This window comes from Formosa sp. Hel1_33_131 (assembly GCF_001735745.1).
Taxonomy (GTDB): Bacteria; Bacteroidota; Bacteroidia; order Flavobacteriales; family Flavobacteriaceae; genus Hel1-33-131.
Window position 1 is genome coordinate 1,556,846 of the sequence record NZ_CP017260.1, and the last position, 26,540, is coordinate 1,583,385.

21 protein-coding genes and 1 tRNA gene are annotated in these 26,540 nt (G+C 38.4%); 8 read left to right on the forward strand and 14 right to left on the reverse strand.

Going from position 1 to position 26,540, the window contains the following annotated elements:
* Window positions 1-45: 45 nt before the first annotated feature.
* The 3 genes from FORMB_RS07065 to nirK form a co-directional block, all read right to left on the reverse strand.
* Window positions 46-771: an SCO family protein gene (locus FORMB_RS07065; protein WP_069676786.1), complete on the reverse strand. Its 726-nt coding sequence runs from the start codon at window positions 769-771 to the stop codon at window positions 46-48.
* 6 nt (window positions 772-777) lie between these two features.
* The gene (locus FORMB_RS07070; RefSeq protein WP_083243927.1) at window positions 778-1,476 is read right to left on the reverse strand and encodes a formylglycine-generating enzyme family protein; all 699 of its coding nucleotides are present in this window, start codon (window positions 1,474-1,476) and stop codon (window positions 778-780) included.
* Window positions 1,477-1,559: 83 nt separating this feature from the next.
* Entirely contained in the window at window positions 1,560-2,999 is a 1,440-nt protein-coding gene (nirK, locus tag FORMB_RS07075) for a copper-containing nitrite reductase (protein WP_231925523.1), read from the reverse strand.
* 283 nt (window positions 3,000-3,282) lie between these two features.
* On the opposite strand from nirK, the gene FORMB_RS07080 reads away from it, so the two are divergent.
* Window positions 3,283-6,051, forward strand: coding sequence for a 2-oxoglutarate dehydrogenase E1 component (locus tag FORMB_RS07080; RefSeq protein ID WP_069676789.1), 2,769 nt, complete (start codon window positions 3,283-3,285; stop codon window positions 6,049-6,051).
* Between the two features lie 7 nt (window positions 6,052-6,058).
* Complete coding sequence (gene odhB / locus FORMB_RS07085; protein WP_069676790.1) at window positions 6,059-7,270, forward strand: 2-oxoglutarate dehydrogenase complex dihydrolipoyllysine-residue succinyltransferase; 1,212 nt, start codon at window positions 6,059-6,061, stop codon at window positions 7,268-7,270.
* Between the two features lie 61 nt (window positions 7,271-7,331).
* Here the strand turns inward: odhB and FORMB_RS07090 are convergent, their stop codons facing one another.
* The 7 genes from FORMB_RS07090 to FORMB_RS07120 all read right to left on the reverse strand — a co-directional run bounded on the left by FORMB_RS07090 (window position 7,332) and on the right by FORMB_RS07120 (window position 15,013).
* Window positions 7,332-7,859 carry a hypothetical protein gene (locus FORMB_RS07090; protein WP_231925524.1) on the reverse strand — a complete coding sequence of 176 codons (528 nt, stop codon included), beginning with the start codon at window positions 7,857-7,859 and terminating at the stop codon, window positions 7,332-7,334.
* Window positions 7,860-7,948: 89 nt separating this feature from the next.
* Window positions 7,949-8,215 carry a hypothetical protein gene (locus FORMB_RS07095; protein ID WP_069676792.1) on the reverse strand — a complete coding sequence of 89 codons (267 nt, stop codon included), beginning with the start codon at window positions 8,213-8,215 and terminating at the stop codon, window positions 7,949-7,951.
* A gap of 94 nt (window positions 8,216-8,309) precedes the next feature.
* Window positions 8,310-8,765, reverse strand: a complete 456-nt coding sequence (locus tag FORMB_RS07100; RefSeq protein WP_069676793.1) for a VOC family protein — start codon at window positions 8,763-8,765, stop codon at window positions 8,310-8,312.
* A 4-nt stretch (window positions 8,766-8,769) separates the two neighbouring features.
* Window positions 8,770-9,069, reverse strand: coding sequence for an antibiotic biosynthesis monooxygenase family protein (locus FORMB_RS07105; protein ID WP_069676794.1), 300 nt, complete (start codon window positions 9,067-9,069; stop codon window positions 8,770-8,772).
* 418 nt (window positions 9,070-9,487) lie between these two features.
* Entirely contained in the window at window positions 9,488-12,328 is a 2,841-nt protein-coding gene (polA, locus tag FORMB_RS07110; RefSeq protein ID WP_069676795.1) for a DNA polymerase I, read from the reverse strand.
* An 11-nt stretch (window positions 12,329-12,339) separates the two neighbouring features.
* The gene (locus FORMB_RS07115) at window positions 12,340-13,338 is read right to left on the reverse strand and encodes an isoaspartyl peptidase/L-asparaginase family protein (protein ID WP_069676796.1); all 999 of its coding nucleotides are present in this window, start codon (window positions 13,336-13,338) and stop codon (window positions 12,340-12,342) included.
* A gap of 1 nt (window position 13,339) precedes the next feature.
* On the reverse strand, window positions 13,340-15,013 hold the full coding sequence (locus tag FORMB_RS07120; protein ID WP_069676797.1) for an MFS transporter: 1,674 nt from the start codon (window positions 15,011-15,013) through the stop codon (window positions 13,340-13,342).
* A gap of 152 nt (window positions 15,014-15,165) precedes the next feature.
* On the opposite strand from FORMB_RS07120, the gene FORMB_RS07125 reads away from it, so the two are divergent.
* Entirely contained in the window at window positions 15,166-16,398 is a 1,233-nt protein-coding gene (locus FORMB_RS07125; RefSeq protein WP_069676798.1) for a metallophosphoesterase, read from the forward strand.
* A 108-nt stretch (window positions 16,399-16,506) separates the two neighbouring features.
* Window positions 16,507-16,803: a thioredoxin family protein gene (locus FORMB_RS07130; RefSeq protein ID WP_069676799.1), complete on the forward strand. Its 297-nt coding sequence runs from the start codon at window positions 16,507-16,509 to the stop codon at window positions 16,801-16,803.
* A 25-nt stretch (window positions 16,804-16,828) separates the two neighbouring features.
* On the opposite strand, the gene FORMB_RS07135 is transcribed toward FORMB_RS07130, so the two are convergent.
* The 4 genes from FORMB_RS07135 to FORMB_RS07150 form a co-directional block, all read right to left on the reverse strand.
* Window positions 16,829-20,113, reverse strand: coding sequence for a glycosyltransferase family 117 protein (locus tag FORMB_RS07135; protein ID WP_069676800.1), 3,285 nt, complete (start codon window positions 20,111-20,113; stop codon window positions 16,829-16,831).
* Between the two features lie 102 nt (window positions 20,114-20,215).
* Window positions 20,216-20,602, reverse strand: coding sequence for a DUF2306 domain-containing protein (locus tag FORMB_RS07140; RefSeq protein WP_069676801.1), 387 nt, complete (start codon window positions 20,600-20,602; stop codon window positions 20,216-20,218).
* A gap of 2 nt (window positions 20,603-20,604) precedes the next feature.
* Window positions 20,605-20,895, reverse strand: a complete 291-nt coding sequence (locus FORMB_RS07145; RefSeq protein WP_069676802.1) for a winged helix-turn-helix domain-containing protein — start codon at window positions 20,893-20,895, stop codon at window positions 20,605-20,607.
* A complete protein-coding gene (locus FORMB_RS07150) occupies window positions 20,888-21,457 on the reverse strand; it encodes a hypothetical protein (protein ID WP_069676803.1) in 570 nt (189 codons plus the stop codon). Before FORMB_RS07150 ends, FORMB_RS07145 begins: the two co-directional genes overlap by 8 nt.
* 128 nt (window positions 21,458-21,585) lie before the next feature.
* Between FORMB_RS07150 and FORMB_RS07155 the strand changes: the two genes are divergently transcribed.
* The 4 genes from FORMB_RS07155 to infB all read left to right on the forward strand — a co-directional run bounded on the left by FORMB_RS07155 (window position 21,586) and on the right by infB (window position 26,451).
* Window positions 21,586-21,658: transfer RNA gene (locus tag FORMB_RS07155), tRNA-Gln, on the forward strand.
* Window positions 21,659-21,768: 110 nt separating this feature from the next.
* Window positions 21,769-22,233 carry a ribosome assembly cofactor RimP gene (gene rimP, locus FORMB_RS07160; protein WP_069676804.1) on the forward strand — a complete coding sequence of 155 codons (465 nt, stop codon included), beginning with the start codon at window positions 21,769-21,771 and terminating at the stop codon, window positions 22,231-22,233.
* A gap of 15 nt (window positions 22,234-22,248) precedes the next feature.
* A complete protein-coding gene (gene nusA, locus FORMB_RS07165; RefSeq protein WP_069676805.1) occupies window positions 22,249-23,481 on the forward strand; it encodes a transcription termination factor NusA in 1,233 nt (410 codons plus the stop codon).
* Between the two features lie 87 nt (window positions 23,482-23,568).
* On the forward strand, window positions 23,569-26,451 hold the full coding sequence (gene infB, locus FORMB_RS07170; protein ID WP_069676806.1) for a translation initiation factor IF-2: 2,883 nt from the start codon (window positions 23,569-23,571) through the stop codon (window positions 26,449-26,451).
* Window positions 26,452-26,540: the final 89 nt, after the last annotated feature.

Consider the following 26,540-nt stretch of genomic DNA (forward strand, 5'->3'; position numbering starts at 1 on the left):
TACCCGTTTCTTTTTATTTTTTTGAGTTGAGGGATGATTTAGTATTTAATTTTTAGTTGTTAGTTCAAGAATAGTTTGAATGGTTTCTTTATTATCAACGCCCAAACCTTCTTGTTGATGGATTAATTCACCGCCCCTATTAAACACACTGATAATGTTTGAATGTGAGAAATCTAGAGGTGAAATTTGCTTGTATTTTACGGCTAAAACATTTGCAAATTCCCTTACACTACTTTCTGTTCCTTGTAAAAACACCCATTGGTCTTCATCCATTTTGTTTTCTAGTGCAAACGCTTTTAAACGTTCTGGAGTGTCATTTTTTGGATCGATACTGACCAACACAAAACGAATATTTTCTAAGTTAGGTTTCGGAATTTGAGCTTCAATATTTCGCATATCTGCAACCAAGCGTGGACAGGCCGCTTTGCATGTTGTATAGATCATCACCATGACCAAAGTCTTTCCTTTTAAATCTTCAAGTTGGATGGTTTCACCCTCTTCGGTATTCCAAAGGCTAGTTAAATGAAAAATTGATTCATCTGAAATCTCACCTTCCTTTAAACGTTTTGAAGCCTCCTGAGTTTGGGCGATTAAATCCATTTTACAAACCGGACAACTCCCAGATTCTTTATAGGTTTTATCGGCCTCACATTTCATAGGACAGTCATACGTGGTCAATTCGTTAGAAGCGGTATTCGCCTTGTTGTTTTTACACGATGCAAATGACAGCATGGCTATTAATACTATGAATATTGATTTTAAATTTTTCATATCGTTTTAGTTGCTAATCGTTTTAACGCATCTAAACCCAAGGGTTTTTAGAGCGTATTTTGCTTTTACACTTCCGCGTATTGCGTAACGCATAAAGGCTGCGTAGTTCATTAAATCTGTAGCACCAATAGCGGCACTTCCGCAGAATAGATTGGAGTCCTTGTCAACATCTTTTCTAGATTCTCCAGAAATAAGAACCGAATTAAAATCTAAGGTCCATTCCCAAACCAGTCCGTGCAAATCATGGATGCCCCAATAGTTTTTAAAGGTAGATCCTATTTCATTATTAAACGTTTTAGGTTTTTCATACCAACTCAAAATGTGTTCATTATAGGTTTTTAGTTGCCGTGCATCTGGCAGAGTTTTATTTGCCATTGCTACATATTCCCATTCATCTATGGTTGGCAGCCTTTTACCTTGATTTTTGCAATAATCTTTTGCAACAAACCAAGAGACGTTGGTTATGGGAGCCTTTAAAGGTTGATGATCTCCAAGCGCAACATCTGATTTCCAATCCACAAGATAATTCTTATCTGCAAATAGCTTTTTTATGACAGATCGTTTCCATTGAGGATTCTTTTTTATAAACTCTAAAAACAGCTTATTAGTCACGGGATATACATCCATCTTAAAATCTGAGACGGTTACTTTTAGGGAGTCTCTCCCATAAAGCGGCGTGTATGTACCTCCTTTTATCAAAACCATTTTAGATTGACAATTTGCAGTCAAGCAAAAGAGCAGTATCAAACAAATTGTCAATCTTTGAATGGGGTTCATAGGCCTCTTAATTAGTGTCCGCGTTTTACGGCGTCAACTTGGGATTTTGTAACATTTGTTTTGTTGTTGCCCCATGAGTTATAGACATATGTCAGCACATCAGCAATTTCATCATTACTTATTGCTTGTCTTGTCATAACGCTGTTGTATTTTTCACCGTTCACAGTAATCTCTCCAGATTTTCCTTTGAGAATAATTTTAATAGCACGGTTTACATCAGCATTTAAGTAATCTGACTTTGCCAATGGTGGAAATGCATTTGGGATTCCTTGTCCTTCAGCTTGGTGACACGCAAAACAGGTTTGTGTATAAATTTGCTTTCCTGTTTCCATTTTCATTGCGAGGGTTTTGTTTGAACTTGCAACTTCAACTTTCTTTTCGCCTTCTGGCATTTCTTGGATTCCACCGCCTTCTGGATGGTAGATTCCTTCTTGAACGACACCAGAATAGATTGTTTTGTTTTCTTCGCCTTCTACTTTCAGCATGCCTAAAGCACCTTTGTTGAAAGCTCTAAAAATGGAGTGGTCAACGATGATGAAAGTTCCAGGAACGTCCACTTTAAATTCTACAATTGCGGCACCTCCGGCTGGGATTAATGTCGTTTGCACATTTTCATTAATCATGCTACCACCTTCAACCATTACTTTGTCAAAGATTTCGCCTATCACGTGAAATGAGGACACTAAATTTGGTCCGCCATTTCCAACGTATAAACGCACTGTTTCACCAACTTTTGCAGTAATAGCATTATCGCCAGTTAATGAACCTACTTTACCATTGAACACCACATAATCGGCGTCTTCATCTACCGCTTTTTGCATGTCAAAGGACTGTAAGCCTGGATCTCCGTGTTCTCCTTTTGTATAGAAATCGCCCTGCATTACATAGTATTCTTTGTCAACTAAAGGCAATCCACCTTTTGGTTCTACTAGAATGAGGCCATACATTCCATTTGCAATGTGCATTCCAACAGGTGCCGTTGCACAGTGGTAAACATACAAACCAGGGTTTAATGTTTTAAAGTTGAATTTTTTTTCATGACCCGGAGCTACAAAAGAAGAGGTTGCGCCACCTCCAGGACCTGTTACAGCATGCAAATCGATGTTATGCGGCAACTTGTTGTCTGGATGATTAGACAGCGTGAATTCCACTTCATCACCAACTCTGGTACGAATAAAACTTCCAGGAACAGAACCACCAAAGGTCCAATATACATAGGTTGTTCCATCGGTCATAGTGCCTTCTTGCTCAAGAACTTCCATGTTCACAATGAGTTTTTTAGCTTTTCGTCTTCCTACGGGTGTAGGTACATTGGGAGGCGATGTTAATTCCGCGGTCATTTCCCTGCTTACAGGGATGTCTGCAGTGCTTTCTTTTTCAGTTTTGTCGGAGTCTTTACAGCCCGAAAAAAGCAGTGTTATCATCGTAAACGCTACGAATGATGTTTTCATTTTTTGTTTTGTGGTCATAATCATTGGGTATTAGTTTGTTAGGGGTTATACATTTTTATTCTACATCAAAAATATCTCTAAACAAGCTTTAAAAAGATGACTTTTGTCAGTTATAAGAAATAATTACATTTTAGTCTTTAAATATTAAAAAGTAAACTGTCCCCTTCTTACTTTTTAATAAATCGCAATATCTTCACATTTATAGCATTTTCACATCTCATATTCCTGAAAAATCGTATTTTTGGGCTATATTTTTCTAAAGAAAAAATAGAATTATTAATTCATGGATAAGTATTCTTTTTTAAACGCCGCCCATACCGCTTATTTTGCGGATTTATACGAACAATATCAACAAGACCCAGACAGCGTTGAGCCAAGCTGGAAAGCTTTCTTTCAAGGCTATGATTTTGGAAGCGACAGCAGTGAAGCTTCTGACGAAATTGTGGAGGGGGTTAACACACAAATCCCAGAGCATGTACAAAAAGAGTTTCAGGTTGTAAAACTCATTGATGATTACCGTACTCGTGGGCATTTATTTACCAAAACCAATCCTGTTAGAGACCGAAGACAATACACACCTTCTCTGGAAATTAGCAACTTTGGGCTGTCATCAGCAGATTTAGATACGGTTTTTAATGCAGGTGATATTATTGGGATTGGTCCTCAAAGTTTACGTGAAATTCAAAAGCATCTGGAGGCTATTTATTGCGATGCGATTGGGGTAGAATACATGTACATCCGCCGACCGAATGAGCGTCAATGGATTCAAGATAAATTGAACAGTAACGATAATCAGGGTAATTTTACTGCTGATCAAAAAAAACATATCCTCAAAAAACTAAATGAAGCTGTTTCGTTTGAAACCTTTTTGCACACAAAATATGTCGGTCAAAAACGATTTTCATTAGAAGGAAATGAATCATTAATTCCTGCCATTGATGCGCTTATTGAAAAAGCCGCTGCTTATGGCGTCAAAGAATTTGTCATGGGAATGGCCCACAGGGGTCGTTTGAGTACGCTGACCAATATTTTCGGAAAATCGGCCAGTGATATTTTTAGCGAATTTGATGGAAAAGATTATGAAGAAGAAGTATTTGATGGCGATGTAAAATACCATCTTGGTTGGACGAGTGACCGTTTGACAGATAATGGCAATCGAATTAATTTGAGTATTGCACCCAACCCTTCGCACCTCGAAACAGTCGGTGCAGTTGTTGAAGGGATTACAAGAGCAAAACAAGACAAACTGAAATCCGAAGATGCGAGCAAAGTGTTGCCAATTGTGGTACACGGTGATGCCGCCATCGCAGGACAAGGACTCGTTTATGAAGTGGTTCAAATGGCACAGCTAGACGGTTATAAAACCAATGGAACCATTCACATAGTGGTGAATAATCAAATTGGATTTACCACAAATTACCTCGATGCACGTTCGTCCACTTATTGTACCGACGTTGCAAAAGTGACACTGTCGCCAGTATTGCATGTCAATGCCGATGATGCTGAAGCCGTGGTACACTCCATTTTATTCGCCTTAGATTTCAGAATGCAGTTTAAGCGTGATGTGTTTATCGATTTGTTAGGCTATCGAAAATATGGTCATAACGAAGGAGATGAACCGCGTTTTACACAGCCAAAACTGTATAAAGCCATTGCCAGCCATGACAATCCGCGCAATATATATGCACAAAAACTAATGGATGAAGGCATTATTGATTCCAATTATGTTTCAAAACTTGAGCAAGACTATAAGGCTTCTTTAGAAACGGAATTAAAAACGTCCAGAAAAGAAGATAAAACTGTCATCACGCCATTTATGCAAGAGGCTTGGGAGAATTTCCCGAGAGCTAAGGCAAATAAAATGCGAGCCACGGTAGATACCACCTACCCAAAAGAAAAACTAGCTTCAATTGCGAAAATCATATCCTCGCTTCCTGAAGATAAAAAATTTATACGCAAGATTTCTCGTTTGATCGAAGCTCGAAAACAAATGTTTGAAGGGGATAAACTGGATTGGTCCATGGCCGAACATTTAGCTTATGGATCTCTTTTAGAAGAAGGGTTTGATGTGCGTATTTCAGGACAAGATGTAGAACGAGGAACCTTCTCTCACCGCCATGCAGTGGTAAAAGTTGAAGACAGTGAAGAAGAAGTTGTTCTTCTCAAAAACATAAGTCCAAACCAAGGACAGTTTAATATTTACAACTCCTTATTATCCGAATACGGAGTGGTAGGATTTGATTATGGCTATGCCATGGCAAGTCCAAACACCCTTACAATTTGGGAAGCTCAATTTGGAGACTTCAGTAATGGCGCTCAAATCATGATTGATCAATACATTTCATGTGGAGAAGATAAATGGAAAACACCCAATGGCATCGTCCTGTTATTACCGCATGGTTACGAAGGACAAGGGGCGGAGCATTCTTCGGGCCGTATGGAGCGTTACCTCCAGCTTTGTGGAAAAGACAATATGTTTATTGCCGATTGTACCACGCCGGCAAATATGTATCATTTATTAAGACGTCAACTAAAAGCAGATTTCAGAAAGCCTTTAATTGTATTCACTCCAAAAAGTTTATTGCGCCATCCAAAAGTAGTTTCTACGGTTGATGAATTTGCAAACGGAAGTTTTCAAATGTTGATTGATGACAAGTTATCACAGGCTGAAACCATTAAAACATTGGTTTTTGTCACCGGTAAATTCTATTATGATTTACTAGAAGCGCAAGAAAATTTAGGAAGAACTGATGTTGCCTTGGTACGTGTAGAACAATTATTCCCACTTCCAGAGGATGAAATGGAGGTATTGATTTCAAAATACAAAAATGCAGATGATATCGTCTGGGCACAAGAAGAACCAAGGAATATGGGCGCTTATGCACACATATTAATGCATATAGAAGATGCTAGAAATTGGCGTGTGGCTTCAAGACGAAGTTACAGCGCACCTGCGGCTGGAAGTTCCACCCGTTCCAAAAAAAGACATCAAGAAGTAATCGATTTTGTTTTTGATAAAACAAAAGATAATCAAAGAAGAAAACTAAAATAAACACACAATGATTTTAGAAATGAAAGTGCCTTCACCAGGCGAATCAATCACAGAAGTAGAAATTGCAGAATGGTTAGTTCAAGAAGGCGATTATGTAGAAAAAGATCAAGCCATTGCAGAAGTGGACAGCGATAAAGCAACTTTAGAGTTGCCAGCAGAAGCGAGCGGAACCATTTCTTTAAAAGCAGAAGTAGGCGATGCTGTGGACGTTGGAGCCGTTGTTTGTCTCATTGATACAAGCGCTGCAAAACCAGAAGGTGATGCCGCTCCCAAAGCGACAGTAGCCACGCCAGAAGTTGTTGCAACACCAAAAGTTGAAACGCCGGCGAACACTACCTATGCTACAGGATCAGCGAGCCCTGCAGCTAAAAAAATACTTTCCGAAAAAGGTATTGAAGCCACTGCAATTGCAGGCACCGGAAAAGACGGACGCATTACGAAAGAAGATGCGGTCAAGGCCGTTCCAGCGATGGGAGAACAGACGAATGTAGAAGGGCGTGGTGTGTCACGGTCTAAACTGTCTATGTTGCGTCGAAAAGTAGCAGAACGTTTGGTGGCTGTCAAAAATGAAACTGCAATGCTAACGACCTTTAACGAAGTTGACATGTCTCCAATTTTCGAATTGAGAAAACAATACAAAGAAACCTTTAAAGAAAAGCACGGGGTAGGACTTGGGTTTATGAGTTTCTTTACGCTCGCCGTGGTGCGTGCATTAAAATTATTTCCTTCGGTCAATTCTATGATCGATGGAAAAGAAATGATTTCCTATGATTTCTGTGATATCAGTATCGCCGTTTCAGGGCCTAAAGGACTTATGGTGCCCGTCATAAGAAACGCTGAAGATTTATCTTTTAGAGGCGTAGAATCGGAAGTAAAGCGCTTGGCAATTCTTGCGCGTGATGGACAAATTACAGTGGATGAAATGACAGGCGGAACTTTTACAATTACCAATGGTGGGGTATTTGGAAGTATGCTTTCAACACCGATTATCAACCCGCCTCAAAGTGCCATTCTTGGAATGCACAATATTGTAGAACGTCCAGTAGCCATTAATGGAGAGGTCGTCATTCGTCCGATTATGTACGTTGCGCTATCTTATGACCATAGAATCATTGACGGAAGAGAATCGGTTGGATTCCTTGTAGCGGTGAAAGAAGCCCTCGAAAATCCACAAGAATTTTTGATGGATGCCGATGTTAAAAAGGCGTTAGAGCTTTAATATATATTTTTTTTAGGTTCCGCGAAATCGGGAGACTTTGTGGAGTTGGGTGATTCAACTTTTAATCATCTGGTCTTTCAGGAATGTAAACCACATCAATTTCTATTTCATTTTCATAGGATACTATAATTGAACACAATACAGAAACACTTTTTCCATTGTGAATAGCAGGTTTCATCACAGGTATTTTTCTAAGCACTCTCAAAATTTCTGCTTGAATGGTGACCTCTGAATTTCTAACTTTCAAACCGGTCAAATTCCCGTTTTCGTTGATTATAAAAAAAGCTTCTACCTGCTTTGGATCTGAAAGATTTAAATCTTTAGAGACACTCAAATTAAACTCCCGCTTTATAAATGTCGATACTTTAGTATTAAAACATTTCATTGTTTCTTCTACAGAAAGTTCCTCACAACCATTATAGACAGGCGCGATTTCTGCATCTTTTAAGATCATCCTCTTACCAGGGGGATAATTTGCTAAACCGTCATCATGTGACATAATGCTGCATAAACTTAACATTGCCTGTTCTTCTTCTTTAGTCATATTTCCTTGCGCCATCACCTGTTCTTGTACAGCATTGATTTTCATGATCAATTCACTTTCTGTGTTTTTTGAAGGGTCAGATGTTTCTTTGCAAGAAACACATAAGAAACTAATAGAGAGGATTGAAATAACTACTAAGTTTTTAAACCTTTTTTTCTTTTCAAATTGAATTTCATAAGTTTTGATTTTTTAATTTGCTTTAAGTCCTTAGCTGGCGCAAGCGTCTCGCTTGTGCCTACAAACAAACTCAAACAATTCTTGTATTTTTCATTCATTTTCTTCACGTTTTCTTTTGCATACTGGGCACGAGCAAAAGATGCTCGCGCTAGCGGGGACATATCAGCCCAAATTTGATTACATTTTTTTAAATTAGAAAGATTAATTTTTGTTATTGTGTTCATTTTTTTTCTAATGTGCTACAACGTTTAGTATAACAAGCGTAGCCTGCCGATAGGCGGCTATGATTTGTTATACAGTGTTGTATGGCGTTATTATTTATTTGTTTTCTAATTCTAACCACTTTTCATAGGTTATGATTCCATTATCAGGCTTTCCTTTTCCATCCAAAACCCCAATATATTCAAGTGAATGTCCGTCTGGGTCTTCAAAATATATCGATATTGCAGGCATCCAAGCAAAAACCATTGGTCTTTCAGTTCCATCATTTAGGAAATTCCGACACTTAATATTCCGTTTCTTTAAATAATCAACAGATTCATTCAGCACCCAATTAGGCTCACATTCAAAAGCAAAATGTCTAATGTCAATTTCCTCTTTGGGCTTTTCCCAAATTCCTAACATAAATTGCTTAGGTTTTCCAATCCAAAAAAATGCGGCTCGTCTTTCTTCTTCATAATGGCATTGTTCTAATTCCATTTTTATTGAATAAAAATCAATTGAACGTTCAAGATTTTCTACAAATAAATGCGTTTCATAAAGTCCTTTAATCATAGTCTTATTTTAATAAATCTTCGGTCAATTCTAGTTCATAAAGTTTTTCAACTTTTTCGCAGGCATCTCTCATTCGTTTTCTAACCTCTAATGCTTCTTCAGGTAATTTAGAATCTGTATTATGCAATGTTTCCTTATCAGGCCATTGAGCGTAAGCTATAAAATTTAAACCATCTTCTTTATGCAACCTTGAGCCTAAACTATTTTCGTATTCATAAATGAACTTGGTCAATTGCTTCCAATTTTCCACAAACACTTTTTCTTGGTTAGGTTTTACTTTAAACTTTATAATTACTGCTATCATTTTTCGTTTCCTTCAATGCCATACAACTAGTGTGTATATATCCTTTAGGTGTGCATATTTCCATTATATTAAGTGCTTTGTTCAACAATACATCCCAAATTGGCGTGTATTGTTGAACTTTCTATTTTATAAAATAATATCTAAAACTTCGGTTAAATTACTTATTGAAGATTTAGATCTGGGGGGTTAAATCAAGGTTAAACTTACTAAAATAAATGGAATGTTTCGAGAAAAACTGAAATTTTAACATTTTAGAGTCAAACAGAACGAGACTGTTTGAAAGGTAAACAAAGCTGTCATTCTGAACCTGTCTGCCGACAGGCAGGTTTATTTCAGAATCTTTTAGTATTGAAAACCAGTATGTATGAGAAGCTGAAACAAGTTCAGCTTGACAATAATACGCCTTAAAACTATAAATCTAATGCGCTTCTAGCCAATTGACACCCATGTCCATTTCAACATCTAAGGGAACACTTAAAGTATAGGCGTTCTCCATTTCTTCCTTGATTAATACTTTCATAGTTTCCAGTTCGGGTTTGTAAACATCAAAGACCAATTCATCATGCACCTGCAAGAGCATTTTGGTTTTAAACCCACCGGCTTCCAGTTTGTTATAGATGTTAATCATCGCAATTTTGATCACATCCGCTGCACTTCCTTGGATGGGCGCATTCACTGCATTTCGTTCCGCAGCTCCTCTTACAATCGCATTTCGTGAGTTGATGTCTTTCAGATAACGACGTCGGTTGGAGACGGTTGTCACATAGCCATGATCTCTTGCGAAATCGACCTGTGAACTCATGTATTTTCGGAGTTTCGGATAAGTTTCGTAATAAGTTTCAATCAATTCTTTGGCCTCGGTTCTACTTAAATCCGTTTGATTGCTGAGCCCAAAAGCAGACACGCCGTAAATAATTCCGAAGTTGACCGTTTTGGCATTTCCACGCTGTTCTCTCGTCACTTCTTCCAAAGGTACATTAAAGACTTTCGAAGCGGTGGACGCATGAATATCTTCACCGTTTTTAAACGCCTCCATCATGGTTTCCTCTTCGCTCATTGCCGCAATAACACGCAATTCTATTTGAGAATAATCCGCCGCTAAAAGGATGTAATCTTCATTTCTTGGAATGAACGCCTTTCGCACTTGACGCCCGCGTTCTGTTCGGATCGGAATGTTCTGAAGATTTGGATTCGTACTACTCAAGCGTCCTGTGGAAGCCACCGTTTGCATATACTCCGTATGGATGTGTCCTGTGAGGTCCAAGACCTGTTCGGGCAGCGCATCTACATAGGTGCTTTTCAGTTTGGCGAGTCCTCTGTAATCCAATACTTTTTGAATGATGTCATGATCTTTTGCTAAATAGGACAACACATCTTCCGCCGTACTGTACTGACCAGTTTTGGTTTTTTTAGGTTTATCGACCAGCTTCATTTTTTCAAACAAAATCACCCCTAATTGTTTTGGCGAGGCAATATTAAAGGTCTCTCCAGCAGCTTCAAATATTTCTGTTTGGAGTCTCTCAATATCATTGTTTAAATCTTCCGAAAGCGAGTTTAAAAAGTCAGTATCAAGTTTGATCCCTTCTAATTCCATCGATGCTAATACTTTGACCAAGGGGATTTCAATCTCATTAAATAATTTTAAGGTATCGGCATCCGTCAATTCTTTTTTGAAATGACTTGCCAATTGATAGGTGATGTCTGCATCTTCAACCGCATATTCGGTCAATTTCTCAAGTGACACATCGCGCATTGAAAGTTGATTTTTTCCTTTTTTACCGATGAGATCCGTAATGGAAATAGGCGTATAATTTAAATAGGTTTCTGCAAGCACCTCCATATTATGACGCATATCGGCATTGATCAAATAATGCGCAATCATAGTATCAAACAATGGGCCTTTGACCTCTATTTTATATTTGTGTAATACTTTTAAATCGTATTTTAAATTCTGTCCAATTTTCTCAATATGGGTGGCCTCAAAAAACGGTCGAAATAATTCGATCAATTCTTGGGCTTCCTCAAAAGACTCTGGAAACGGAATGTAAAATCCTTTGTGTGCTTCCCACGAAAAGGCAATTCCTACCAGCTCTGCTTTCAGCGGATTGAGTCCTGTTGTTTCGGTATCAAAACAAACCGATGTTTTGCTCATGAGCTGCTTGATAAAGAGTTTTAACCCTAAATCACCCGATACATTTTGGTAAAAGTGAGGGACTGAAGTTGCCGTTTCTCTTCCGTAGTTGAGTGTAGCAACAGGCGCTGAAGGTTCATCTCCTCCAAACAATGAAAATTGTCCCGCTCCTGCTTCAGCTGTGGGGTTTGCGGCGGGTTTAGGCGTCGAAGTTGTTGGCTCTGGTGTCGCACCCTCAGGCGGTTTTACAGCAAATGTTTTATTAAAATTATCAATCAAACGTTTGAATTCCAAGTCTTGAAAAATAGCACCGACTTTTTCAGAGTCGGGTGCCGTGAGTTCAAAACTTTTGGCATCAAATTCCACCGGAACGTCCAATAAAATCGTAGCTAATTTTTTTGAAAGGAGTCCAAGCTCAGCATTGGCTTCAATCTTTTCTTTCATTTTTCCTTTGAGCTCATGGGTGTTTGCTAATAAATTTTCCATGCTTCCATATTGTGCAAGTAGTTTTTTGGCCGTTTTATCCCCCACGCCAGGTAGTCCGGGAATGTTATCAGAGGCATCGCCTTTCATCCCTAAAAAATCAATGACTTGAAGGGGGTCTTCAATTTCAAATTTTGCTTTAATTTCTTCCACACCCCAAGTTTCATAGCCGCCTCCAAACACAGGGCGGTACATAAAAATGTTTTCACTGACCAGTTGTGCGAAATCTTTATCGGGTGTGACCATAAAGGTTTTATAGCCTTCTTTTTCGGCTTTTTTAGCAAGTGTTCCAATGATGTCATCGGCTTCAAATCCTTCTTTGACAACCGCTGGGATATTCATAGCTTCCAAAATTTGATAGATATAAGGCACGGCTAGTTTGATACCTTCTGGAGTTGCATCCCTGTTGGCCTTGTATTCCTTAAAAATTTCAACACGGTCTTTACTGCCGCCTTTGTCAAAACAAACCGCCAAGTGGTCTGGACGCTCTCTTTTTATAACATCTAATAAAGAGTTTGTAAATCCGAGGATGGCGGAAGTATCAAGCCCTTTGGAATTGATCCGTGGGTTTTTGATAAACGCATAATAGCCTCTAAAAATGAGAGCATAAGCATCGAGAAGAAATAAGCGTTTTTGTTCAGCCATTGGTGGTGGTTTTAAGCGTTTTTATTAAAATAGTTTGATTGTATTGTTTCGTTGACTCCCTTTTGGAATTTGGTCATACTAAACCATTGATGGATCGAAAAGGATCCTGTCTGTCCTTGTTTATTGATCGCAATATACCCGACTTGAAAATTCTTGTAATTGCTGTTGGGTTTATCTACAATTCGTTGGATGGCGATTTCACAAGCTTCTTGAGGTGTTTTTCCTTGTCGCATCAATTCTACGACTAAAAAACTCCCGACGGTTTTCACGACTTCTTCGCCCAACCCTGTGGCCACAGCAGCACCAATTTCATTATCTACAAACAGCCCAGCCCCAATGATTGGAGAGTCGCCCACCCGTCCATTTAGTTTATAGGCCAATCCGCTTGTGGTACAAGCCCCCGAAAGGTTTCCGTCTTTGTCGATCGCCAGCATTCCAATAGTGTCGTGGTTTTCGATGTTAATGATGGGGCTGTATTCACTTTTAATTTTCCAAGCTTCCCAGCTTTTTTTGGAATCTTCGGTGAGTAAGTTTTCTTTTTTGAATCCTTTTTGAAGTGCAAATTTTTCAGCACCACTTCCAGCGAGCATCACGTGTGGTGTGTCCTCCATTACTTTTCGAGCGACAGAAACGGCATGGGTAATATTGTGTAAAAACACAACCGATCCACAGTCGCCATTTTGATTCATAACACAGGCATCGAGAGTCACATTTCCATCTCGGTCGGGGAGTCCTCCTTTACCAACAGATTGGCCTTTTTCATTGGCTTCTTCTACACGACAGCCTTGCTCGACTGCATCAAGTGCAGTACCTCCATTTTGTAAAATCTCCCAAGCTTTTGCAGTGGAATTTTTCACATCCCAAGTGGCAATAACGAGTGGAAGTGAAGCCGCCTCCAAAGTGCCAACAACTTCTGAAGATGGGGTTTCTGCGCAACTGGTCAAGCTCTTTCCAAGTGCTAAACCGATCCCCGAAAGGGAAGCGTTTTTTAAAAAATTTCTTCGCTTCATTTTATTCACTAAGTGAAATCCCTTGATTTTTCAAGACACTCTTTGTTTTGAACGCATAAAATAATAGATATATAAAACAGAATACAGCAATCCAATACGAAGATTGAATGCTAAAAATATCTGCTAATTTCCCTTGTAATGGTGGAATAATTGCCCCTCCTAAAATCATCATAATTAAGAATGCAGACCCTTGAGAGGTATATTTTCCCAATCCAGAAATACTTAGTGTAAATATACAAGGCCACATGATGGAGCAAAATAAACCTCCTGAAAGTAATGCATATAACGCCAATTGTCCTGATGCAAAAATGCCAATGAGGACTCCAATAACGCCTAAGGTGCTAAAGATTTTCAAGGTTTTAATAGGGTTGTCTTTTGCGAGAAAGAAACCACCGATTTGGATGGCAACACACACACTAAACAATAAAATTTCTGAGCTTGAGTAGCTACCAAAATTAACCAATAGAATCACGCCAAAGGCGACATAAGGCACCAAAATAAGCAACCATTTCTTAAGGCCTTTACTCGGGTTAAACACAGTGATCGCACCGACCCAACGGCCAATCATCATTCCGCCCCAATATAAGGAAATGAAGGGCGCGATCTCAGCATCATTCATCACTTTTAAACCTAAAGGATTTAGGTTGTTGATTTTATCAGCTACCGATTTTAAGAGTTCACCGAGATTACTTTGAATGGTCACTTCGACTCCTACATACATAAATATGGCGAGCATCCCTAAAATCAATTGTGGGTATTTCATAGCGCCCCAACCTTCAGGTGATTTTGAGGCACGTGTATTGGCGAAAAATACACTTACAACAACCGCAAATAAAGCGATCAACAGTAAATAAAGCCGTTTGTTTTCGAGGGCTTCCGTTGTAACTTCTCCTCCAGCATAAGTATTGAAGATCAATCCAAAACAAACAAAAATCACGACGGTTAAAGCAATCAACATATTTTTTGCTTTATTGGCAGGTTCAAACACTTCATTTGTTTTTGTGTTCGGCAACTTTTTAGAAAAATGAAACAAGGCTGCTGCGGCTAAAAACAAGGCACCAACACCCAAATAGAGGTATTGAATGGTGGTTAGTTTTATCTCGTTATTTTCAATCATTTGATTCAACTCATCCCCAGATAATGGTGTAGATCCAAAAATGATAAACGCAATGACGATGGGTCCAATGGTGGTTCCAAACGAGTTGACACCGCCTGCAAGGTTCAATCGATGTGACCCTGTTTCTGGATCGCCTAGTGCAATCGCAAAGGGGTTTGCCGCGGTTTGTTGAAGCGAAAATCCAAGTCCTACAATGAATAAGGCTAATAGCACCAAATAAAACACTGAGGTGTCTCCTTGTTGAGCTCCATCTACAAAAGGGTACATTAACAAGGCGCCAAGTGCCGAAATTAAGAGTCCATATACAATACCATTTTTGTAGCCCCAATTATTAAGAATGTCTTTTTTTACAGAACTTGATATTACAAACAGCAATAGGGCTCCCAAATAATAAGCACCGTAAAAGGCAAAGTCAACAAGCTGCGATTGAAATTGATCAATACTAAAATAGGTTTTGCAAAAGGGTATGAAAACTCCGTTAGAGGCGGCAATAAATCCCCAGAAAAAGAAGACAGTGACTAAGGTTGTTAATGCTGAATTGTTGTTTTTTGTACTCATGTTGTTCGTGGTTAGTTAATTTTAAAAATGAAAGATATTTAAAGATTAGAAATATACTAAAAAATTACAAATCTAAAAGTATCGTTAAATAAAAATATTAACTCAATTATCATTTGCTTTTGTTTTACTTTTGTGGTTGACTTTGTCCTGATATGATTCGATTAATAATTTTTATAGTTCTTGTTTTAGCATTAGATTTTTATGCCCTTCAAAGTTTTAGAAGCGTGGTTCGAAATCCGTGGGTCACTTACGGATATGTGGTTATTTCTTTGGTCGTATTTGGAAATATCGTCTATCAAGGGTTTACATTTGAAAGAGGCTCAGGAGTAAACTCCGGATTTTATTTAGCCTTTGCCTTGTTTGTATTGGTTTATGTGCCCAAATTAGTGCTCTTAATTTTTATGTTTGGGGAAGATGTGTTTCGTTTGTTTGAAGCTGGTGTTAATTATTTTGTTTCTAAATCAGATGAAAGCTCGGGCTTATTTAATTCTAGACGAAAATTCATTGGACAACTCGCCTTGGGCATTGCAGCCATCCCATTTTTGTCCATTCTCTATGGAATTACGAAAGGAAAATACAATTTTAAAGTTTTAAAATACACATTAGAATTCGATGATTTACCTGCTGCTTTTGACGGCTATCAGGTTACTCAAATAAGTGACATTCACAGTGGGAGTTTTGACAATAAAGAAAAAATAGAATATGCGGTTGATCTTGTGAATCAGCAAGCTTCGGATGTAATTATGTTTACGGGCGATTTAGTGAATAGTAAGTCTAAAGAAATGCGTCCATGGAAATCGACCTTTTCAAAATTAACAGCAAAAGACGGTGTGTTTTCTATTTTGGGAAATCATGATTATGGCGATTATACGCGTTGGCCTTCCGACGAGGCGAAAGCAGAGAATTTTCAAGAGTTATTAGACATTCAAAAAGAGATGGGTTTTGATTTGTTGAGGAATGAAAGTCGATTTATTGAAAAAGAAGGCGATCGTTTGGCTGTTATTGGTGTCGAAAATTGGGGGAAAGGATTCAAGCAAAAAGGCGATTTATCGCTTGCATCTTCCAAAGTGGAACCGAACGATTTTAAGATACTTTTGAGTCATGATCCTTCACATTGGCAGTACGAAGTTGTGAAAGATCCAACGCATTACCACCTAACGTTAAGTGGGCACACTCATGGGATGCAGTTTGGTATTGAGATTCCTGGAATCATCAAATGGAGTCCTATTAAATGGCGCTACAAATATTGGGCTGGCATCTACGAAAAGGCCGGTCAGTACATCAATGTGAACCGTGGATTTGGCTTTTTAGCCTTCCCTGGGCGGGTTGGTATTTGGCCTGAAATTACCGTTATAACGCTTAAAAAACGGATTAATAACACATAAACTTCAGAAAACGTTATATTTACCCCAAAATAATACTTATATTTATAGGTGGTAAGCTTATAAGTAAGTATCATTATCATTGAAGTTTGATACATAAAACCCCTTGATATGTCAAAATTTGGAGAGTTAATAGACGTTGAAATCCCTGTATTGTTCGAGTTCTTTACAGAGTGGAGCGACGAATCTGAGGCCATGCATGATGTGCTCAGACATGTTGCTGCCGCAATGGGCGACAAGGCTCGTGTGATAAAAATTGACGTTGAAAAAAATCAAGACCTTGCAGAAGCACTGCGCATAAAAGGGCTGCCAACACTCATTATTTACAAGTCAGGCGACATGAAATGGCGCCAAAGCGGAGAGCTGGACGCCAATACAATTATTGGTCGGATTCAAGAATATGTGTAATTTTTTTACAATTACAAATTAGCTCTTAAAGGATATCCAAGACCTCGTCTTCTATTTCGGCTTCTTCAACTTCTTCATCTTCCTCTAATTCCCCAGTAAACAGTCTAAGGTAATTGTTGAATTTTTCCATTTCAGCCTTAATAAAGGCGTCCGTTTCATAAAAAGCAGTGACATCTACCAACCCTCTATAACGTTCAATATCGGTGTAAATATTTTGAATATGCTTTGATTGGTTATACTCAGACAGGGAGCTGTAATAAATTAAGCTTTCTTGGTATTTCTGACTCACTTCCATAAATAAATTCCGTGCCTTTTCGGTCGCCTCTAATTCATAATAAGCACCAATGTATGGCTCAAGCAGTGTATAAAACCCAAAGAGATCCACCGGCATTTTTGCCATCGCCAAATCCGCAATTTCCTCTGCTTTTTCCAGTTCCCCTTCTTGAATTAAAGTTTCAATCAATCGTGCTAAGTTTCCTCTGTAGGTCAAACTGTTTTTACGGGTTTCAATATCATGGTACATTGTTGGGTCGCCATTATTTCCCCAATCCCAATTGGTCACCATGTCGTACATTTTATCAGTATCAATACGCCCCATATCAAACGGGTTGTCTTTCGCAACCGCTGTTTTTATAGGAACTAACTTATAGACCAAGCCATCGAGTTGCAAATAGTCTTTCATCCAAATATAATCGTCGTCTCCAAAGGCACCTCCTGAAAAATAGATCGGACGCTCCCAATTGTTATTGGCAATAATGTCCAACATTAATAAACGGTTTTTATAAATCGCAGAATTTTTGATTCTAATATCGATATAAGGCACAATGGAAGCAGAATCTTTGGCTTTTACAATTCCATTTCTTAAGACGGACTCTGTGTCTACTGGAATTCTGATGTGTTCTGTAGGCAAGTAATTAGCATTCAAATCTTGCCTGCGTTGTCCACTAGTGTCATACCCCTGTTCGTCTAGGATGTGTTTGTATTTAGTGCGCGGGTCGTCACTCGTAATAAACCCTAAAACCTGATTAAGGCCTAATGTGTCTTCTGTCACTACTTCTTTAATGACATAATCTCTTGTGCCCCATTTATATTGATCGTGTGTCAAACTTGATGGAATGGGATCACTGTCATACGCTTTTCGTTTCATCTGATCAATGTACCAATCGACATTTAATAAGCTCGTACAAACAACGCGTACATCGCGACGAATGCCTTCAATTTCTTGGGCATACCAAAGTGGAAAGGTATCGTTGTCACCGATGGTAAAAAGGATGGCATTTGGATCACAAGATTCTAAATATTGCAGTGCCATGGCATTTGCAGTTTTTCTTTTAGAGCGGTCGTGATCGTCCCAATTTTGACTTATTAAGACTCCAGGAACAGCAATCAAACACACCAAACTTACGATGGGTGCTAACAAACTTGTTTTGGAATAAGTGCTTAATTTTTCATAAATAGCAAAGACTCCAAACCCGATCCAGAGTGCAAATACATAAAAAGAGCCCACCAACGAATAATCGCGCTCGCGGGGTTCAAACGGTCGCACATTGGTATAAACTTGTATGGCAATTCCTGTAAACAAGAAAAAGACCAGCATGGTCCAAAAGAGTTTTTTATCTCTATTAAAAAGAAAAAACAAACCAATCAACCCTAATAACAGCGGTAAAAAGTAGTAGGTATTTCGAGCTTTATTATTTAAAACATCGCTTGGAAGATTGTCTTGAGAAATGTCTAAAACGTAGGAGTCCACAGCCTCAATTCCACTGATCCAATTGCCGTGAAGGTCAAGCCGACCTTGAACATCATCTTGGCGTCCTGTAAAATTCCACATAAAGTAACGCCAATACATATATCCTATTTGATAATCAAAAAGGTAGTATATGTTCTGAAGTAGCGAAGGTTTTTGAATGTCAATATAACGTCCATATTTTTTCAGAAAGGCATGATAATCCTCATAATCAACATCCCCTTGGGCTACAGAATCCTTGAAGCTATTCACAACCGAACGTAAGTCGTTTTGCATTTGATACTCCGTTTTGATTGAAAACTCCAAAAACCCAGAATACATCATGTAATTTTCGGCATGCTCATCACTCCACATCCTCGGTAAAAAAGAAGCGTGTTCTGTGTTGTAGTTTTGCAATCCATCTTTATAATCGTTGACAATCACATATTTTTCAGCGACTTCATCTTTTTCGTATTTTGGCTTGTCATCGACATAAGGTTGGTTTTCGTCCAAACCAACATATTGATTTGTAAACTGAGGTCCATAAAACAAATGTGTTTTTGGGTACTGTTCTAAGTTGTAATAAGCGAGGAGTTCTCTGGCACTTGAGGGGTTGTTTTCATTCACCGTTACATTCGCATTCGCACGAATAGGAAGCATTAACCAGGATGAAAATCCGATGACTATAAATGTGATGCAAAGGAGTCCTGTGTTGAGGTGGATATACCCTTTTTTTCGGGTGTAATTGAGTCCCCAAAAAATGAATCCAACCAACAGAATAAATGCAATGATAGAACCTGAATTAAACGGCATTCCAACCGAGTTCACAAAAAAGATTTCTAAGGCACTGAAGTATCTAAGAATATTAGGAGCTAAGAGTTTAAAGACAAATAATAAAATGGCAACGCCAGCGATATTTGCCAAAATAAAATTCTTAATCGTAACCGTTTTGTAATTTTTAAAAAAGTAGATAAGACTGATTGCTGGAATGGTCAACAGTCCCATAAAGTGCACGCCAAACGACAAGCCAACCACAAAAGAAATAAGAATGAGCCATTTGTTGCCTCTTGGTGTAAACATCTCATTTTCCCAGCGCAACCCTAAATAAAATAAGACAGCCATGATTAATGTTGCCATGGCATAGACTTCGGTTTCAACGGCATTGAACCAAAAGGAATCCGTAAATGCAAAGGATAAACTCCCTACAAACGCAGCACCTAAAACAGCCATGTTTTGATCTTTTGAGGATTCGTTGTCATATTTAGCAACTTGTTTGATGAGCAATACAATGGACCAAAACATGAATAAAATAGTGAAGGCACTGGCGGTGGTGCTCATCATATTAATCATCAAACCTATTTGGCTTGGTTCAGAAGCAAAAATCGAAAAGAAGGCTCCCATCATTTGAAAAAATGGTGCTCCTGGGGGGTGTCCCACTTGCAACTTGGAAGAAGTCAATATATATTCTCCAGCATCCCAAAAACTAACCGTTGGTTCAACAGTGAGGCTGTAAGTAATGAACGCTATTAAAAACGCAAGCCATCCTAAGATGAGGTTCCATTTTTTAAAATTAAAATCTGCCATGCTGTAAAATTGAAGTTCGAAGCGAATTTAGCAATAATTATGCAAGGGCTAAAAACTTTTAAGTAAAGCTTAATAGTTTTTGGTCAAAACGAATGAAATACATCATTCAAAAAACACGCCATGTAGATACCGACCTGGCATGAGTGTGAATAATCCTGCAAGGAGGAGGCCGGTCCAATACAGTAATTTCATAGAGCGTTTATGTCTTTGTATATTTCCTTTTTTCACAGCAATTAAACTGCGAGGAACCGTCCAAATTGTTAGAAGGCTTAATAAATGAATCCATCCAAAATGATTCAGAAATGTGGGGCCTACATAGGCTTTCAAAAACAAGGAAACGATCGTCGAGAAAAAAATAAGAAGCATATATACAGAGCCAATTTTTTTATGTAAAACGCCACCTTTTCCTGATACCACGATGAGATAAAACCCTAGCGGAAGGCAAGGCGCGATGGTGTATAAATGCAAGTCTCTTATAAACTCATACATACTTAAAGCTTTAAATCTTGATAATTTTTTAAATTTGTGAAATGATCCTCAAACGCTTTGATGCCTGCTTTTGTGATGGAACAACTTGTTTTTGGATAGTTGTTTTCAAAACTTTTGTGGATGGAAATATAGCCGCTTTCTTTTAATTTTTTTAGCTGTATGCTCAGATTTCCCTGCGTGGTTTCCGTAATTTTTTTTAAATAATTAAAATCACAATTCTCCACTTTAGCCAACACAGCCACAATCATCAGACGTGTTGGGTTTACCAATAATTTATCTAAGGGTCTAAACATTTGATTTGCTGTAATAAAGCACAATTCCAGGAACAAGCAGCCCTAAAATAGAGGCGATGCCATTAATAAACAACCAAGAATTATTTGGAGTATAAACACATACCATACTGCAAATAATAACAGAGATGCCTCCAAAAGAGATCGGTTTGAAGCGAATTAAAAGTCCCGTTATAAGAATCATCACTCCTAGTAAGAATAAAATAGACTCGGTTGGATTTTGGTTTTTTTGTGCTGAAATAAATATTAAAAGAATCCAAGAGAAGTTAAATACTCCCCAAATTATTTTTAATACACGCCCCATATGGGTTTCATAGCCCGTTTGTTTGCGTTTTTTAACATTATAAAGAACTGTAACGACCATTCCAAGCGCTGGAATTAACACCCAATAGAGTAGGTTTGAGTAGTTTGTTTGCTGAACAATTTCAGGGAAACTGTAATGAAAAAAGCTTAAGACTGCAATTAATGCACCCCAGAAAATAAAGTTGGGAGCACTCGATTTTAAATTTTCTTTTGTTTTATTAATGGTGTCATTAATAAGCTGAATTTGTTCTTGTGTTTGCATGATTATAAGATTTAGAATAGCAAATGTAAACTAGTTTATATTATAAACCAAAAAATCAACAAGAAATAAATTTAAAAATGTTTGCCTAAACAAAACTTTATTATAAATTTGCAGCCTCATTAAGAGATTGGCCCATGGTGTAACTGGCAACACGTTGGTTTTTGGTACCGAAGAGTCTAGGTTCGAGCCCTAGTGGGCCAACTAAAACAAGTGTAAACACTTGTTAAATTCAATTTTTATGTCGTATATTTGCCGCATAGAATGATAAATGAAAAAGCGAGGGGACATAAAGTCCCCTCTTTTTATACCAGATGTTTAGAGATATAGTAAAAGAATTATTAGAGGATTGCCTTGCACAAAGACAGGATTTGTTTTTGATTGATTTCGAAATCTTAGAAGGCAATAAAATTAGAATCGTAATTGACGGGGACAAAGGGGTCCTTGTAGAAGACTGTATGTTTGTCAGTCGCGGTATCGAACACAATATAGACAGGGAAGAGCACGATTTTGCATTGGAAGTATCATCGTCTGGAGCCACCACTCCATTGACACACCCGCGTCAATTTCAAAAACACATCGGCAGAACATTAGAAGTCAGGGCTACAGAAAATCAAAAAATTGAAGCTGTCCTTACCGCCGCCAACAAAGAAGATATTGTACTTGAATGGAAAGCAAGAGAACCAAAGCCGATCGGAAAAGGAAAGGTCACCGTTCAGAAAAAAGCAACCCTTCTGTACACAGATATAAGTGAAGCAAAAGTGAAAATATTATTTTAATACAAGACTAAAATTATGGAAAATTTAGCGTTAATTGATTCGTTTTCAGAATTCAAAGATGAAAAGCTAATTGATAGAGTTACCTTAATGTCAATCTTAGAAGATGTGTTTAGAAATACATTAAAAAAGAAGTTTGGAGATGATGATAACTTTGATATCATTATCAATCCCGATAAAGGCGATTTAGAAATATGGAGAAATAGAGTCGTTGTAGCAGATGGTGAGGTTGAAGAAGAAAACCAAGAAATCTCTTTAACAGATGCTCAAAAAATCGAACCAGATTTTGAAGTTGGTGAAGATGTATCCGAAGAAGTGAAGCTGGTTGACTTAGGACGTCGTTCTATTTTAGCACTGCGTCAGAATTTAATTTCTAAAATTCATGAGCACGATAACACAAATATCTACAAGCACTTTAAAGACTTAGTAGGTGAAATATACACAGCTGAGGTTCATCACATTCGCCACCGAGCGGTGATTTTATTGGATGACGATGGCAATGAATTGATCCTTCCAAAAGACAAACAAATTCCTTCTGATTTTTTCAGAAAAGGAGAAAATGTAAGAGGTATCATTGAAAGTGTTGATTTAAAAGGAAACAAACCGTCTATTGTATTATCAAGAACAGCCCCTGTTTTTCTTGAAAAATTATTTGAACAAGAAATTCCAGAAGTTTTTGACGGTTTAATATCTGTTAAAAATGTTGTAAGAATTCCAGGAGAAAAAGCCAAAGTAGCGGTTGATTCTTATGACGATCGAATAGATCCTGTAGGAGCTTGTGTTGGAATGAAAGGTTCTAGAATCCACGGAATTGTTCGTGAACTAGGAAATGAAAACATTGATGTGATCAATTATACAACCAACTTGCAACTTTATATCACAAGAGCGTTGAGTCCAGCAAGAGTGACATCGATCAAAATAAACGAAGAAACCAAGCGTGCTGAGGTTATTTTAAAACCTGAAGAAGTGAGTAAAGCGATTGGTAGAGGTGGTCACAACATTCGTTTGGCCGGTCGTTTGACAGGCTATGAAATTGATGTATTTAGAGAAGGTGTAGAAGAGGATGTAGAGCTTTCTGAATTCTCTGATGAAATCGAAGCATGGATCATTGCTGAATTTGCAAAAGCAGGTTTAGACACTGCAAAAAGTATCCTTGAACAAGAGATTGTAGATCTTGTAAAGCGTACCGATTTAGAGTTAGAAACCATCGAAGATGTAGTTCGTATTTTGAAAGAAGAGTTTGAAGAGTAAAATTTTAATTATATTGGTAGCCTGTAAGACCGGATTACCACACGATTACGCGTAAGAAATACTGTTAAAAAATATCAAAGGCAATTTATGGCTGAAATTATTAGATTAAATAAAGTGTTAAGGGAATTGAATATTTCTCTCGATCGAGCGGTCGATTTTTTGGAAACAAAAAACGTTGAAATAGAAAAACGCCCTACGACCAAAATCACTTCGGAAGTGTACGATCTTCTTGCAGGAGAGTTTCAAACGGATGCAAATAAGAAAGTCGCTTCTAAAGAAGTTGGTGAAGCTAAGCTAAAAGAAAAAGAAGCCTTACGTGTTCAACGTGAACAAGAAATAGAGCTGAAACTTCAAAAAGCCGAAGCCGCTAAAACAGTTTTTAAAGCCAAACAGGTCCTTCAAGGTCCCAAAAAAGTCGGTAAAATCGATTTAGATGGCTCTAAAAAAGCAGCTGAAAAACAGCCTGAAGCCGTAAAGCCTGCAGTTGCTCCAAAAGAAGTAGTCCCTAAAGTAGAGGTTGCCGCTCCCAAAGCAGCGCCAACACCAAAAGAAGCAGCAGCGCCTAAAGTAGAGGTTGCCACTCCAAAAGCCGCACCCACTCCAAAAGTAGTGCCAGCCCCAAAAGAAGCAGCAACGCCTAAGGTTGAGTCCACACCAAAAGTAAAGCCTGCTACAAAAACAGCACCCGCTCCTTTACCAGTCGCAGATAAAAAAGAAACACCAGTTGTTTCAACAACTACTGAGACAACACCTCCAGCAACACCAGTTGCGCCAGCAGCTACCGCTAATGAGGAACCAATAGCCTCAGGAGAACAAAAAGTTGAAACCACCAATTATCAAAAACTTTCAGGGCCAAAATCTACTGGACAAAAGATAGATTTAACCCAATTTAATAAACCCAAAAAAGCGAAGCCAGTTACACCAGCAGCTGGAACCAATTCTGCCGATGCCAGAAAAAAACGTCGTAGAATAAGTAAAGTTGGAAGCAATCCTTCGCAGCCTAGAGGAAACTTTAGAAACCGACCGCCACAAGCTAGAACGCAAGTTCCAAAAGTAGAGCCAACAGCGGAAGAAGTACAAAAGCAGGTAAGAGAAACCCTTGAAAAATTACAAGGGAAATCAAACAAAGGTAAAAAAGGTGCGAAGTACAGAAAAGACAAAAGAGATCAGCACCGTCAACAAACTGAAAAAGATCAAGAACAACAAGAACTAGAAAATAAAGTAGTTAAAGTTACTGAATTTGTAACCGCAAGCGAAGTCGCTACCATGATGGATGTTTCGGTGACTCAAATTATTTCTGCCTGTATGTCTCTTGGAATGATGGTGACCATGAATCAGCGATTAGATGCTGAAACTTTAACCATTGTTGCTGAAGAATTTGGATTTACGGTTGAATTTGTAACCGCTGATATTGACGAAGCAATTGAAATCGTAGTAGATACTGCCGAAGATTTAGAAACACGAGCTCCGATCGTAACGGTCATGGGACATGTCGATCACGGTAAAACATCTTTACTAGATTATATACGGGAAGAAAATGTAATTGCAGGTGAATCTGGAGGCATCACCCAACATATTGGAGCTTACGGAGTGACCCTTGGAACAGGACAAAAAATAGCCTTTTTAGATACACCCGGTCACGAGGCCTTTACGGCGATGCGTGCACGTGGTGCGCAAGTCACGGATATTGCTATTATCGTCATTGCAGCGGATGATGATATCATGCCTCAAACAAAAGAAGCCATTGCCCATGCACAAGCAGCAGGCGTACCAATCATCTTTGCAATTAATAAAATAGACAGACCAGCGGCAAATCCTGAAAAAATTAAGGAAGCCTTGGCCAATATGAATTTATTAGTAGAAGACTGGGGAGGGAAAATCCAATCGCATGATGTTTCTGCATTAAAAGGAGACGGTGTCAAAGAATTATTAGAAAAAGTATTGCTAGAAGCTGAATTATTAGAGCTGCAAGCAAATCCAAATAAACCCGCTTTAGGAACCGTAGTTGAAGCCTTTTTAGATAAAGGTCGTGGGTATGTTTCTACCATCTTAGTACAAGCAGGAACGCTGAAAATTGGCGATTATGTCTTGGCAGGAAAAAACAGTGGTAAAGTTAGAGCCATGCATGACGAACGCGGAAACGACTTGCTTGTTGCAGGACCTTCAACGCCCATCTCTATTTTAGGATTGGACGGCGCACCTCAGGCAGGAGATAAATTTACCGTCTTTAAAGATGAGCGTGAAGCGAAGCAAATTGCTGCCAAACGTACACAACTACAACGTGAGCAATCTGTAAGAACACAACGTCATATTACGCTTGATGAAATTGGAAGACGTATTGCTTTAGGTGACTTTAAGGAATTAAACATCATCTTGAAAGGAGATGTTGATGGATCCGTTGAAGCCCTAACAGATTCGTTCCAGAAATTATCGACCGAAGAAATTCAGGTGAATATTATTCATAAAGGAGTTGGAGCCATTACAGAAAGTGATGTGTTACTTGCAACAGCATCCGATGCGATTATTATCGGATTTAATGTGCGACCAATGGGGAATGCCCGTCAAATTGCTGATAAGGAAGAAATCGACATCCGAATGTACTCTATTATTTACGATGCGATTAACGATCTTAAAGACGCGATGGAAGGCATGTTGTCTCCTGAGTTTAAAGAAGAAATTACAGGAACCGCAGAAATTAGAGAAACCTTTAAAATCTCTAAAATCGGAACGATTGCAGGATGTATGGTTACCAATGGTAAAATATACAGAAGCGCTGGAATTCGATTGATCAGAGAAGGTGTGGTAGTATATACAGGTGAATTAAGCTCTTTAAAACGTTTCAAAGACGATGCGAAAGAAGTTGCTAAAGGATACGACTGTGGTATGCAAGTGAAAAACTACAACGATATCCGCGAAGGTGATATTCTTGAAGCCTTCCGTGAGGTAGAGGTTAAGAAAACACTTAAATAAAACAGTATTTAGTTTATATATACATAAATTTTTAAAAACCGTATGTCCAAAAGGCATGCGGTTTTTTGTATTCAACATACTGATTTTGT